This window comes from Lactococcus sp. S47, from assembly GCF_016517475.1.
Lineage (GTDB): Bacteria > Bacillota > Bacilli > Lactobacillales > Streptococcaceae > Lactococcus > Lactococcus lactis.
In genome coordinates this window covers 1-13,918 of sequence record NZ_JACVUB010000016.1, presented here as the reverse complement: position 1 = coordinate 13,918, position 13,918 = coordinate 1, and the positions used below count along the sequence as shown (strand labels likewise).

The 13,918-nt window shown below is 36.6% G+C and carries 14 protein-coding genes; 5 read left to right on the top strand and 9 right to left on the bottom strand.

Going from position 1 to position 13,918, the window contains the following annotated elements; translation table 11 throughout:
• Positions 1–238 precede the first annotated feature (238 nt).
• On the bottom strand, positions 239–631 hold the full coding sequence (rpsI, locus tag IAE52_RS11230; RefSeq protein ID WP_004254378.1) for a 30S ribosomal protein S9: 393 nt from the start codon (positions 629–631) through the stop codon (positions 239–241).
• A gap of 19 nt (positions 632–650) precedes the next feature.
• On the bottom strand, positions 651–1,097 hold the full coding sequence (gene rplM, locus IAE52_RS11225; protein ID WP_010906417.1) for a 50S ribosomal protein L13: 447 nt from the start codon (positions 1,095–1,097) through the stop codon (positions 651–653).
• Between the two features lie 369 nt (positions 1,098–1,466).
• On the opposite strand from rplM, the gene IAE52_RS11220 reads away from it, so the two are divergent.
• From IAE52_RS11220 to lepB, 4 genes are all read left to right on the top strand, one after another.
• Positions 1,467–2,537, top strand: a complete 1,071-nt coding sequence (locus IAE52_RS11220; protein ID WP_162551490.1) for an ABC transporter permease — start codon at positions 1,467–1,469, stop codon at positions 2,535–2,537.
• A gap of 8 nt (positions 2,538–2,545) precedes the next feature.
• A complete protein-coding gene (locus IAE52_RS11215; protein WP_004254370.1) occupies positions 2,546–3,217 on the top strand; it encodes an ABC transporter ATP-binding protein in 672 nt (223 codons plus the stop codon).
• Positions 3,218–3,361: 144 nt separating this feature from the next.
• Positions 3,362–4,240: a ribonuclease HIII gene (gene rnhC, locus IAE52_RS11210; protein WP_058220095.1), complete on the top strand. Its 879-nt coding sequence runs from the start codon at positions 3,362–3,364 to the stop codon at positions 4,238–4,240.
• Positions 4,241–4,251: 11 nt separating this feature from the next.
• On the top strand, positions 4,252–4,878 hold the full coding sequence (gene lepB, locus IAE52_RS11205) for a signal peptidase I (RefSeq protein WP_012898725.1): 627 nt from the start codon (positions 4,252–4,254) through the stop codon (positions 4,876–4,878).
• Between the two features lie 48 nt (positions 4,879–4,926).
• Here lepB and purR read toward each other — a convergent pair whose 3' ends face one another.
• The 4 genes from purR to rpsL form a co-directional block, all read right to left on the bottom strand.
• A complete protein-coding gene (gene purR, locus IAE52_RS11200; RefSeq protein WP_010906422.1) occupies positions 4,927–5,742 on the bottom strand; it encodes a pur operon repressor in 816 nt (271 codons plus the stop codon).
• Between the two features lie 350 nt (positions 5,743–6,092).
• A complete protein-coding gene (gene fusA / locus IAE52_RS11195; protein ID WP_003129877.1) occupies positions 6,093–8,222 on the bottom strand; it encodes an elongation factor G in 2,130 nt (709 codons plus the stop codon).
• A gap of 264 nt (positions 8,223–8,486) precedes the next feature.
• Positions 8,487–8,954, bottom strand: a complete 468-nt coding sequence (rpsG, locus tag IAE52_RS11190) for a 30S ribosomal protein S7 (protein ID WP_003129876.1) — start codon at positions 8,952–8,954, stop codon at positions 8,487–8,489.
• 18 nt (positions 8,955–8,972) lie between these two features.
• On the bottom strand, positions 8,973–9,386 hold the full coding sequence (rpsL, locus tag IAE52_RS11185; RefSeq protein ID WP_003129874.1) for a 30S ribosomal protein S12: 414 nt from the start codon (positions 9,384–9,386) through the stop codon (positions 8,973–8,975).
• 327 nt (positions 9,387–9,713) lie between these two features.
• Between rpsL and IAE52_RS11180 the strand changes: the two genes are divergently transcribed.
• Positions 9,714–11,021 carry a serine hydrolase gene (locus IAE52_RS11180; protein ID WP_057720933.1) on the top strand — a complete coding sequence of 436 codons (1,308 nt, stop codon included), beginning with the start codon at positions 9,714–9,716 and terminating at the stop codon, positions 11,019–11,021.
• A gap of 74 nt (positions 11,022–11,095) precedes the next feature.
• Here IAE52_RS11180 and IAE52_RS11175 read toward each other — a convergent pair whose 3' ends face one another.
• The 3 genes from IAE52_RS11175 to IAE52_RS11165 all read right to left on the bottom strand — a co-directional run bounded on the left by IAE52_RS11175 (position 11,096) and on the right by IAE52_RS11165 (position 13,772).
• Positions 11,096–11,983 carry a GRP family sugar transporter gene (locus IAE52_RS11175; RefSeq protein WP_003132622.1) on the bottom strand — a complete coding sequence of 296 codons (888 nt, stop codon included), beginning with the start codon at positions 11,981–11,983 and terminating at the stop codon, positions 11,096–11,098.
• Between the two features lie 126 nt (positions 11,984–12,109).
• Positions 12,110–12,700 (bottom strand): class I SAM-dependent methyltransferase, encoded by a 591-nt coding sequence (locus IAE52_RS11170; protein ID WP_003132719.1) that lies wholly within the window; start codon positions 12,698–12,700, stop codon positions 12,110–12,112.
• A 130-nt stretch (positions 12,701–12,830) separates the two neighbouring features.
• On the bottom strand, positions 12,831–13,772 hold the full coding sequence (locus IAE52_RS11165) for a TIGR01212 family radical SAM protein (protein ID WP_003132720.1): 942 nt from the start codon (positions 13,770–13,772) through the stop codon (positions 12,831–12,833).
• Positions 13,773–13,918: the final 146 nt, after the last annotated feature.

The window sequence follows — 13,918 nt, the reverse complement described above, 5'->3', positions numbered from 1 at the left end:
ACTAAACTTGTCAAGAATTAACTGTGACTTTTACGACTTTTTTTATCTTACATCCGGAAACCCCCACGGTTGTCATGTTCTCTGATGTACAGTTTTTTATAGAAAATGTAATTTTTTTGTTTATTATTTTACCCTTTGGATATCGTAAAAGAGAATTTACAAATTTTCTAGGTATAAATTTAATACAAAAAAAACACTTCCGTATGGAAGTGTTTTAAACATTGATATATGAATAATATTAACGTTTTGAGAATTGTGATGCTTTGCGGGCTTTTTTGAGACCTGGTTTTTTACGTTCAACCATACGGGCGTCACGTGTAAGGAGTCCAGCGCGTTTCAAAGCACTACGGAAGTCTGGGTCTACTTGGAGCAATGCACGAGCAATTCCGTGACGGATAGCTCCTGCTTGACCTGATACACCACCACCATTTACGTTTACGAGTGTATCGTAGCTACCTTCTGTTTGTGTAGCTGCAAATGGTTGGTTGATAACGAGACGCATGTCTGCGTGTGGGATGTAGCTTTCTACTTCACGTCCGTTAACTGTGATTTTACCAGTACCAGGTACGAGACGTACGCGTGCTACTGCATTTTTACGACGGCCTGTGCCGGCATATTGTACTTGTGCCATTATGTTCGTTCCTTCCTGATTAAATCAAACCTGTGATGTCAAGGACTTCAGGTTTTTGAGCTGTATGTGTGTGTTCTGCGCCAACAAACACTTTAAGTTTCATGCCTTGAGCACGTCCAAGTGTGTTGTGTGGAAGCATACCTTTTACTGATTTTTCAATCAAACGTACAGCATTTTTTTCACGGAGTTCACCAGCAGTAACTGATTTCAATCCACCTGGGTGAAGTGAGTGTGAGTAATATACTTTATCAGTTGCTTTTTTACCAGTCAATTTGATTTTTTCAGCGTTAACAACGATTACGAAATCACCTGTATCAGTATGTGGTGTGTATGTTGGTTTGTTTTTTCCGCGAAGTACGCTTGCGACAACTGCAGAAAGACGTCCAAGAGGAACATCAGTTGCATCGACGACGTACCATTTACGGTCAACGTTTTGAGCGTTAGCCATGAATGTAGTTTTCATCATTTTGGTTATTTTCCTTTTACTAGAATTTGTTTACAGCAGGTGTAAGAGTCCTGCAAAGTATTTTTGGGTTTCCGGGGCCACAAAAATGGGGTAAACAATACCGTTTATCATCATATCATATTATTCCTGGGTTTGTCAAGACATTTTAGGGATTATATCCCCTTTATTTACTTCTTTTCGTGGATTATGTATTTTTTAGTTTTATATCTTTTCAAATGTTTCTTTGTGGTTTTTGCTACAAGCATTATGGTAGCACTTCCATTTGAACTATGATAGACTTTTTTAAAAGGGGTTTATATAATACAAGTCCTTTTATTCAGTTAGCCCTCGGAAATTTGGGGGATTTATATAGAAAATAGGAGCTCAATGATGTTTTTAGCAATTAATGAAATTAAACATTCAAAATTAAGATATGCTCTCGTAATTGGTGTCATGTTTTTGATTTCCTATCTTGTGTTTTTCTTATCTGGTTTGGCCTATGGTTTGGCTCAAGAAAATAGAATGGCAGTTGATAAATGGAAAGCAACTGATATTTTTTTATCTGAGAAAGCCAATGATTCTCTCAATATGTCAATGATTGATTCAGATATTGCCAGCCAGGTGAAGGCGAAAGAAAAGGCAGTTCTCACTCAAACTGCTGGGATTATTTATGATGCCAATGATGAAAGTAAAAAAAATAATGTCAGTTTTTTTGGAATTAATTCAAATGAATTTTTAAATCCCAATGTTATTGAAGGGAGGGATTTTAAAAATAAGAGCGAGGTAGTAGCTGATATTAGTTTTAAAAATCAATATGATTATAAACTTGGTGATAAAATTAAATTAGCAACCAATAATGAAGTATTGACTATTGTTGGTTTTACAGATAGTGCTAAATTTAATATTTCACCTGTGCTTTATACTTCTTTAGATACTTTCCAACAAATTCGTTATGGTTCAAATTCCAATTTTCAACCTAAAACTACTTACAATGCTATCGTCACGCGCGGAAAAATTAGCCAACAGCCTAAAGGGCTCCAAAAATTATCTATCAGTAAATTTATAGATAAACTTCCTGGTTATAGTGCACAAGTTTTGACCTTTGGTTTCATGATTGGCTTTCTAGTGGTTATTGCTGCGGTTGTCATTGGAATCTTTATTTATGTTCTGACAATGCAAAAAATAGCGATTTTTGGTGTAATGAAGGCTCAGGGAATTTCCAGTCGCTTTATTAGTAAATCTGTCATTGCTCAAACTTTTATTTTAGCTTTTAGTGGTGTATTAATTGGTTTGTTAGCCACTTTAGGTTCTGCGTTAATTTTACCGGAAGCTGTTCCTTTTCAAACAAATCTCCTCTTCTTTGGAGTGATTACCCTTTTAATGATTGTGGTTGCAATTGTGGGCGCTTTGTTCTCTGTCAGAGCAATTGTCAAAATTGATCCACTAAAAGCGATTGGATAGGAGAAATAATGAAAGCTATTGAATTAAAAAATGTCAAAAAATCTTTTAAGGATGGGGATGAAACAATAGAGGCTTTAAAAGAAACTAATTTCTCTGTTGATAAGGGTGAGTTTGTGGCAATCATTGGGCCTTCAGGTTCTGGAAAAAGTACCTTACTTACTATTGCCGGCGGACTGCAAAGTCCTTCTTCTGGGGAAATTTGGATTAATGGCCGAGCTTTAAATGAAAAAAAGGAGAAGGCACGCGCTAAGGTTCGTTTTGAAGAAATTGGTTTTATTTTACAAGCTTCTAATCTCGTGCCATTCTTAACGGTTAAGAAACAACTTCAATTGGTTGACAAGGTAAATAAGGCAAAAGAAAATAGAGCGGGCTTAGACTTACTCAAGCGTTTAGGGCTTGAAAAATTGGTGGATAAATATCCCGAGGAACTTTCTGGTGGAGAACGCCAACGGGTAGCTATTGTTCGTGCTTTATATAATGACCCTACAATCATTTTGGCTGATGAACCGACCGCAAGTTTGGATACTGAAAAAGCTTATGAAGTGGTTAAAATATTAGCTAAGGAAGCAAAAGAAAAAAATAAGGCAACAATTATGGTCACTCATGATTTACGTTTGGTTGATTATTGTGACAAAGTTTATCTGATGGAAGATGGGCGTTTAAGTGAGAAAGTTGACTAAGTTTGAGGTCTTCGTATTTAGAATATGAAGACTTTTTTCATTATTTTACAACATGTTTGCTATAATAGATTCTAATAAGAAATTATTTTTAATAAATGGTCGGATTCTTATTCTAGAATAGCTAATTTATGGTAGAATGTTCTTATGAATATTGTTCTAAAATTAGAGACTAAAGAACGCCAACAGCTCGCTGAGAAATACAAATCCTATGAGCAAGTTTCCAAAAATCCTTACATCACTTTTTTTGCCAAGGTTGGGAAAACTTCTATCTCGGTTTATACTTCTGGAAAAGTTGTTTTTCAAGGAAACGAGGCTGAAAAATTAGCGAGTGACTTTGGTCATATTGCTCAAGTCGTTCCTCAAAAACAAACAAATCTTATTGGGACTGACGAGGTGGGCAACGGGTCATATTTTGGTGGTTTAATGGTTACTGCTAGTTTTGTCAGTGAAGAAAACTTGAATTTTCTAAAGGAAATTGGAGTCGCTGATTCTAAAAAATTAACTGACGAAAAAATTTGTCAAATTGCTCCAAAATTGATTGATAGAATTCCACATGTTGCTTTAGTGGTTGAACCTGCCAAGTATAACGAGGTGATTGCTTCTGGTTATAATGCTGTCAGCATTAAAGTTGCTCTCCATAATCAAGCCATTTATCTTCTTGAAAAACAATTAGGTCATAAGCCTGAAAATATTGTTATTGATGCTTTCACAACGGAAGCAAATTATAAAAAATATGTTAATAAAGAGCAAAATCATCCGCTGACAAAGGTAACTTTACTGACAAAAGCTGAAGATCAGTTTCTGGCTGTTGCTGTCAGTTCAATTATTTCTCGTTATCTTTTTTTAGAGAATCTAAAAAAATTATCTAAAGAATCAGGTTTCACGTTACCCAGTGGAGCAGGAAATTTATCTGACAAAATTGCAGCACAAATTATCAAAAGTCAGGGAGTTGATACTCTGAATCAGTTAGCAAAACTTCATTTTGCTAATACACAAAAAGCGATTAAAATCGCTCAATTATAGAAAGTAAAATTATGATGAAATTTTTAAAAGAGTGGGGATTGTTTCTCTTTATAATTATCGCTATTCTTCTCTCACGTGTCTTTCTTTGGTCACTTGTTGTTGTGGATGGTCATTCAATGGACCCAACTTTAGCTGACAAGGAACGTCTGGTTATTGTAAGAAAATCAACCATTAATCGTTTTGATATTGTTGTTGCCAAAGAAGAAACAGCCGATGGTTCAACTAAAGATATCGTGAAACGTGTCATTGGAATGCCTGGAGATACTATAAAATTCGACCACGACCAACTCACAATCAATAACAAAGTTTATCCAGAAAATTATCTCAAAGATTACCAAAAGCAACTTGCTGACGGTCAGTTGGAAAAAACTTACGGTAAGTATCCTTTAACAAATGCACTCAGTGAACAAAACCGCAGTTTGTTTGTTAGTTTAGCTCAAAGTACCAAAGCATTTACCACTGACAGCACTGGTAATCCAACCTTTACAGTAAAAGTTCCTGAGGGACAATACTTCCTGATGGGAGATAATCGGGTAGTTTCTCAAGATAGTCGCGCAGTTGGAACTTTCAAACGTTCAGCAATTGTTGGTGAAGCGAAATTACGAGTGTGGCCACTCAACAAAATTTCTTTCTTTTAAGTGAATAAATAGAAAAAGTTACTGACAGAATATCCTGTCAGTAACTTTTTATTTGTCATTAAATATATTTCCCAATTGAACATCAATTGAGCGGTTAGCAATGTCAATTCGATCAACTTTCAAGATTGATTTGTAATCATCAATCAATCGCTCACCTTTAAATGGTCCTTCAAGAAAAACAGCAACACCAGCAAGTAAACAATCAAATTCATGAACAAGACTTCTCATTCCATTGATTGTTCCTGCGCCTTTCATGAAGTCGTCAACGATCAAAACATTTTGACCAATTGAAAGGCTCCGTTTGGATAAAGTCATATTTTCAACACGAGAGCTTGAGCCTGACATATAATTTACATTAAGCGTTGCTCCTTCGGTCACTTTAGGGTCACGACGAACAATTACGAAAGGAACATCTAGAATCTCAGCAACTGACTGAGCAATTGGAATCCCTTTTGTGGCAATAGTCATGACGACATCAACTTGCTTTTCATGATACTCATGAGCAATAATTTGACCGATTTTACGAAGATTTGATGGAGTACCCAAAATATCTGACAGATAAATATATCCTCCAGGTAAAATTCGATTTTCTTCACGTAAAAGTTCAGCAATTTCCTGACTCATTTCCAACGAACGTTCGTCAGTAATGTAAGGCGTAAACCGAACTCCTCCAAGGCTACCTGGGAAAGTTTCAACCAGACCTACTCCTTGGTTTTCAAAAACACGTTTGATAAATACTAAATCTTCTGAGATAGATGATTTGGCTACCTCATAATGTTTACTTAATTCATTTAAATTTAGCATTTGATTGGGATGATTAATTAAAAAATTTGTAAAATCAACTAAACGTTCGTTTCTTTTCATTTATTATCTCATCTCCTATTTGATAAGCTTATTATAGCATGGCATTTCCGAACATTCAAGTTTCACATGAAACAATTTTACTGACAGATTTCAGATTCATAAAATATTTTTCTGTCAGTAACGTTTCATTTTAAAATGAAAATAAAAAAAGCAGTATCACTTAGATATTGCTTTTTCACTTTTAGGAGTAAAGTTATGAAAAAATTTTTTTGGAATAAATATATTATAGCTTCACTGACTTAATGGTTCATTAAGTCAAGATAAAGTGAAACTAAACCAAAGAAAATCTTATCAGTAAAAAAATAACCTGTCAGTACTGACAGGTTATCTCATATTATTAAAATTAAAGCTTAGTCAGCGTTACGGCCGTTTTTAGCAATAATTTCTTCTTGTACTGATTTAGGTACGTCTGAATAGTGGTCAAATACCATCATGAAAGTACCACGTCCTTGTGTAGATGAACGGAGAGTAGTTGCGTAACCGAACATTTCAGCAAGTGGAACGAAAGCATTAACGATTTGTGATTTACCGTGAGCTTCCATTGAGTTAACTTGACCACGACGAGCAGTCACGTGACCCATGATATCTCCAAGGTTTTCTTCAGGAACAGTGATTGTAACTTTCATCATTGGTTCAAGAATTGCTGGTTTCGCAGTTTTAGCAGCTTCTTTCATTGCAAGAGAAGCGGCAACCTTGAAGGCAGTTTCTGATGAATCGACATCATGGTATGAACCATCATAAAGTTTAGCTTTAATGTCAACCATTGGGTATCCAGCAAGGACACCGTTAGCCATAGTTTCTACCAAACCTTTTTCAACGGCTGGTACAAATTCACGAGGAACGACACCACCGACGATAGCATTTTCAAATTCAAATCCAGCGCCTTCTTCGTTAGGTGTGAATTCGATCCATACGTCACCATATTGACCTTTACCACCTGATTGACGTTTGAAGAATCCACGTGCTGAAGTTCCAGCGCGGAATGTTTCACGGTAAGCAACTTGAGGCGCACCAACGTTTGCTTCAACTTTGAATTCACGTTTCATACGGTCAACAAGAACGTCCAAGTGAAGTTCACCCATACCAGAGATAACTGTTTCACCAGTTTCTGGGTTTGTTTCAACACGGAAAGTTGGATCTTCTTCAGCCAATTTTTGAAGGGCAACACCCATCTTATCTTGGTCAGCTTTAGTTTTAGGTTCAACCATCAATTGGATAACTGGTTCTGGAACTTCAATTGATTCAAGGATGATTTTAGCTTTTTCATCTGTCAATGAGTCACCAGTTGTTGTATTTTTCAAACCAACAGCAGCAGCGATATCCCCAGCATAAACTGTTTGGATTTCTTTACGAGTGTTAGCGTGCATTTGAAGAATACGTCCGATACGTTCACGTTTACCTTTTGAAGTATTCAAAACGTATGAACCAGCATCAAGTGTACCTGAGTAAACGCGGAAGAATGAAAGACGTCCAACAAATGGGTCAGTCATGATTTTGAAAGCAAGAGCTGCAAATGGTTCTTCATCTGAAGCTGGGCGTTCGTCTTCTTCGTCTGTATCAGGGTTAACACCTTGGATAGCAGGGATATCAAGTGGGCTTGGAAGGTAGTCAATAACTGCATCAAGCATCATTTGAACACCTTTGTTCTTGAAGGCTGAACCAGCAAGCATTGGGTAGAAGTCAACATTGATTGTTGCTTTACGGATAGCAGCTTTAAGTTCTGCTTCTGGAATTTCTTCACCAGCAAAATATTTTTCCATGATATCTTCATCGAAATCAGCAATTGCTTCGATGAGTTTTTCACGCCATTCGTTTGCAAGTTCTGTGTATTCTTCAGCATTGAAATCCAAAGCTGCCAACTCAGCGTTAAATTCGTCTGAACCTACAACAGTTTCTTTAATATCTGTACCAAGGTCGTTAGTATAGATTTCAGATTTCATAGTTACCAAGTCAATGATACCGATGAAGTCATCTTCTGCACCAATTGGAATTTGGATTGGATGAGCATTAGCACCCAAACGATCTCCCAAAGTAGAAAGTGAGTAGTAGAAATCAGCACCGATTTTGTCCATTTTGTTAGCAAAAACGATACGTGGAACACCGTATTCAGTCGCTTGACGCCATACAGTTTCTGTTTGTGGTTCAACACCTGATTGAGCATCAAGAACGGTAACAGCACCATCAAGAACACGGAGTGAACGTTGTACTTCAATTGTGAAGTCCACGTGACCTGGTGTGTCAATGATATTTACGCGGTTACCTTTCCATTCAGCAGTTGTTGCTGCAGATGTGATTGTGATACCACGTTCTTGTTCTTGCTCCATCCAGTCCATTTGTGATGCACCTTCGTGAGTTTCACCGATTTTATGGATTTTACCAGTGTAGTAAAGAACACGTTCAGTTGTTGTTGTTTTACCAGCATCGACGTGGGCCATGATACCGATATTACGTGTATTAGCAAGTGAAAATTCGCGAGCCATTTTGTTCTCCTATTTGATTTTAGTTATGAGAATTTCTCATTAGTTTTATTGTATCAAATTAATGTTAAAAAATTAAAACAAAACCGAGCAGGCGAGGAGCCCAAGCCCGGTAATGTTCGTTTTTACATCAATTCGATGTTACTTTACAATCTTTAAGACTGATCGTAAAATTTATTTGCTAAGCAGAAACGAGAAAGAAGGTTCCGAAGCGTACTAGAGTACGCGAGGGTCCTTCTAACGAAGCAGCTGCAACGCAAATAGATTTTACCAGCGGAAGTGAGCGAACGCACGGTTAGCTTCAGCCATTTTGTGAGTATCTTCACGTTTTTTGACTGCTGCACCTGTGTTGTTAGCTGCATCCAAGATTTCTTTTGCAAGACGATCTTGCATTGTGTGTTCACCACGGTTACGAGCGATTGTTACCAACCAACGAAGTCCAAGAGTTGTACGACGTTCTGGACGAACTTCAACTGGGACTTGATAGTTAGAACCACCGACACGACGAGCGCGAACTTCAAGAACTGGCATGATGTTTTCCATAGCAGTTTCGAAGACTTCGAGTGGGTTGTTTCCAGTAGCTTCTTCAATTTGTTTGAAGGCACCGTAAACGATTTGAGCCGCAACACCACGTTTACCATCAAGCATAACGCGGTTGATAAGACGAGTTACGACGATTGAGTTGTACATTGGATCTGCCAAAACTTCACGTTTTGGGGCACGATTTTTACGCATTCTTACTTATCTCCCTTCTTAAGCTTTTGGTTTTTTAGCACCGTATTTAGAACGGCTTTGTTTACGGTCAGCGACACCTGCTGTATCAAGTGCACCACGAACGATATGGTAACGTACCCCTGGAAGGTCTTTTACACGTCCACCACGAAGAAGTACAACACTGTGTTCTTGGAGGTTGTGTCCGATACCTGGGATGTACGCTGTTACTTCCATAAGGTTTGAAAGACGTACACGCGCGAATTTACGAAGCGCTGAGTTAGGTTTTTTAGGAGTCATAGTACCAACACGAGTTGCTACTCCACGTTTTTGTGGGCTTGCAAGTTTAGTTTGTACTTTTTTACGGCTGTTGTAGCCAACGTTCATTGCTGGTGATTTAGATTTAGTCACTTGAGCACGACGTGGTTTGCGTACCAATTGGTTAATTGTAGGCATTTTACTGTCTGCTTTTTGTATTTTTCCACATTTTTATGCGAAGCGATGAGAAATACAAAAGCATTCCTTTCTTTTTATTGGATGGCGAATCGCCAATTTTTTAGTCAGTATATGGTCGCTTAAGCCAAGTTCTGACAAGAAGTTTAGCAACTTATACAAGTTCTCCTGAGAGTCCAAAGTAAAAAGTACCGTTTAATATAATATCATTTTTTATAACAATTGTCAATCTATTTTTTAGAATTGATTTTGAAAAAATAAAACTATTTAATTATCTATCAAGTTTTGAATCTATTGTACCTTACGAATAGACTATGGTATAATCGAGTCATGAAAAAAATTGCAATTATTTTTTGTAGTTTCCTGATTAGTCTGTCAGTCCTTTCGGGCTTTTCTGTCAGTGCTGCTACGACTCCAACGACAAATGATTTTACAGTTGCTGCTAAATCAGCAATTGCTATTGATGCCTCAAGTGGTAAAATTTTATACGCGCAAAACGCTGATGATGCAAGCACTCGCATTGCCTCTATCACAAAATTACTGACAGCCTATTTAGTTTACAAAAATGTAGCTGAAAATAAATTGACTTGGAATACTAAAGTTCCTATTTCAGATTATGCTTATGAATTAACTCAAAATTCTAATGCTTCCAATATCCCCCTTGCTCAAAATGGTCAATATACTGTCAAAGATTTATTGAATGCTTTACTTCTTCCGTCAGCAAATTCTGCTGCTGTCGCTTTAGCTGAAAAAATTGCTGGTTCAGAACCAAAATTTGTTGATATGATGACAAAACAAATGAAAGACTGGGGAATTACTGACAGCCATCTCGTCAATGCTTCTGGCTTACCAAATGATGATTTAAACGGTCATATTTATCCAGGGTCTGGTGCTTCAGCAACAAACACAATGAGCGCAAAGGCTGTAGCAACACTTAGTTATCATCTTATTCAAGATTTCCCAGAAATTCTTCAAATCACTAAAAAAACAGAAATTCCTTTTGATACCGGCAATGAAGCAAAGATGACCTTAACTAATACCAATCAAATGCTTAGTGGTTTTTCTACTTCAAGAACTGGTGTTGATGGCTTGAAAACAGGTTCAACAAGTTTTCAAATTGACTGTTTTGCTGGAACAACAAATCAAAACGGTTTTAGAATCATTACGGTTGTTTTAGAAGCTACAGATCCTGCTGCTGACAACTCAACTCCTTTCACTCTCACAAATCAACTGATGAACTATGTTTATGGTCATTGGCGTACGACCAGTCTTGTGCAAAAAAATCAATCCTTAGATGATTTTAAAGAAATTACTGTGACTGATGGAAAAGAAAAATCTGTTCAACTCGTTGCTCCACAAAATATCACTCCCGTTGTTCCTTACGCTACAGATGGTAGTGCAGATACAAAATCACTGACAGTCAAATTCAGTAAGGAAAAAACAGCCTCCGTTGAAGCAACTGTGACTAAAAACCAAAAACTTGTCACTCTTTCTACTACAGTAAAGGATAGTTTAGGCTATCTTCCAAATTGTACCGCAGAACAAATTCCATTGGTTGCCAAGAAAACTGTCCCCCGTAGTAGCGCTCCAAAGGTTTTTTGGAATCATTTTGTAAATTTCGTTAATGAAAAACTCTAAAATTTTACTGACAGAAAAGCTGTAAGTAAATTAGCTTATAAAAAAAAGCCGTCAATTTACTGACAGCTTTTTTATTATCCTTTAGATTTTACAATTGCAAGTAAAATTGCACCTGTTACGAATAGAACAATCCCAATTCCAACATAAACCAATTCTTTTTTGGTTTTCTTTTCACCAAGGAAGAGAATTCCTCCAATAGTTGAAATGATGACACCTAATTGCGAGAATGAAAAGGCAATTGCGTTACCAGCAGCGCTTGCAGCCATAAGCATAAAGATATTACCTACACCCCACATTGCTCCAACAATCATATTTTGATAAACATATTTTTCCATTTTAATTTTGAAACGACCCATCACAAGTGCTCCAAAAATCATTCCAACTGACATTGGCAAGATAATTGTCAATGTATCAAAATGAACATTGAACCAAAGTACTGCTAAGTTATTGAAAAGAATAACATAGATAACATATCCCAAAGTTGAGTATGTTAAAGCAGTCAATCCTTTAGTATAATTACGTCCTTCTTCAACAACTGCATTTTCTGGGTCACGTTTAGCTGAGAAATAGAACCCAACTACCAAAACAGCCATCGCAATAAATCCGAGAATAAATTGAATTTGTTTTGTCCATTCGTGGAAAGCAAAAACCCCAATCAAGCCACCAATTACTAATTGACTCCCTGATGAAAGCGGACTTGCTACTGAAACACCCATGTATTTCATTGAATTAAACTGACCAAATTGTCCAATTGCCCAAAGCAATCCACCAATAAATCCAATTAAGAAAATTTGCCATGTCAACGTTGGCATGCGGAATAAGAAAACAATAAGTGCAAAAACAAAAGCGCCCAAAGTCATTCCAAGTGTTTGTTGTTTAGCATCACCACCAAATTTATTAGCTACAAATCCGATAGAACCCCAAGCAAACATTGGAACAAGCGCGAGAAGAACTCCTTGCATGTGTATATTTACCTCTTTAAAATAGTTTTTTTACTTAAAAAAATAAGCATTTCTCTATTTTACTCTTTTTTTTGGAAAAAACAAGAGATAAAAGAATACATAAGATTCATAACTGTTCAAGTAAATTTATTTTCTTTTTTCGATTAGGACTAAAATTGGCGGCGTATGAATTTGGTTAAGAGGTGCATAAGAAGTCACTTCCCAGTCCTTTTGTGGCAAACTAGAAGTCCACTTAATAACGGCATCTTTTTCTTCCATTCCCCCCTCATGACCGTAATAAATCATAATCGCAATTCTTCCACCTACAACTAACTGATTAGTCAAAGCATCTAGAGCAGTCAAAGTGGTATCAGCTTTTGTAACCACACTTTTATCAGTTTTTGGTAAATATCCAAGATTAAAAATAGCTGCTTTGATTGGCTCTTTGACATATTCAGAAAGCTTTTCATGACCAGACAAAACTAGATTTACTGACGGCTCTGTCAGTAAATTCGAGAGATTTTTTTCAAATATTTGATTCTTTATTCCAGCATCATCTAAACGTTTTTCAGTTGCATTTAGCGCTTCTTCTTGCACATCAAAAGCATATACATTCGCCCCTAATTCCGCTAAAAATTGAGTATCATAACCATTCCCCATCGTTGCATCCACCACAACATCATTAGTTTTGATGATATCTTTCAACATCCAGTGAGCCATTTCTAACTGTTTTAACATTTATTTCCTCATCACTTTCTAATTATTTTTATATACCAATTTCAGTTTTACTGACAGATTTTCAATTTCTTTCCTATTATAACACCAAATTCAATAAAAAAGAGATGAATAAAAATTCACCTCCTGTCAGTTAAAATGTAATTAGATCACTAATCCGAACATCTTTACAACCTTGAACACTTCCTCGCCGTTCCATTTCAGCATCAATACTATTCAAAACTTCCCACTTTTTTAAAGACCACATAGGTCCAATAATTAAATCCCGCGGAGCATCTCCTGTTAAACGATGAATAACAATTTCTTTTGGAATCATCTCTAGTTGGTCACAAATCACTTTTACATATTCCTCTTGCGACATCAGCTGTAATTTTCCTTCATGATAATCACGTTGCAAACGAGTTTGCTTCATCAAATGAAGTAAATGTAATTTCACACCTTGAATATCAGAATCTAAAACCATTCTTCGAACATTTTCTAACATCATCTCACTAGTTTCACCAGGTAAACCATTGATTAAGTGAGTACAAACATTAATATTATGAACCCTCAATCGCTTCACGGCATCTACATAGGTTTCATAATCATGAGCTCGATTAATCAAATCTGATGTTTCTTCATAAGTTGTCTGCAGACCCAAATCAATCCAAACTTCCATTCGACGATTTAATTCTGCCAAGTAATCTACAACGTCATCTGGTAAACAGTCAGGACGAGTACCAATTGAAATACCTACAACATCTGGTTGGTTTACCGCTTGTTCAAAACGCTCTCTCAGTACTTCAACAGGGGCGTGAGTATTAGTGAAATTTTGAAAATAAACAATATATTTCTTCACTCCAGGCCACTTTTTATGAAATTGAGCCACTTCGGCAGCAAATTGGTCCGCAATTGGAGCTTCTGGCTCCAAAATCATGTCCCCTGAACCAGATACTGTACAAAAAGTACATCCACCGTGAGCAACCGTACCATCCCGATTAGGGCAGTCAAAACCAGCATCAATAGGAACTTTAAATATTTTTTCACCAAAATTGGTTCGCAAATATTCATTCCAAGTTGTATATCTCTTTTGCATTCTATATCATCTCTCCGTTTATCAAATTATATCAAAATTTCTTAAACATTTTCTATATTTATAATAAAAAAAGAGACCCGTAGGTCCCTTAAAAGCTGCGGATGTCAGACTCGAACTGACGACATCATGATTAACAGTCATGCGCT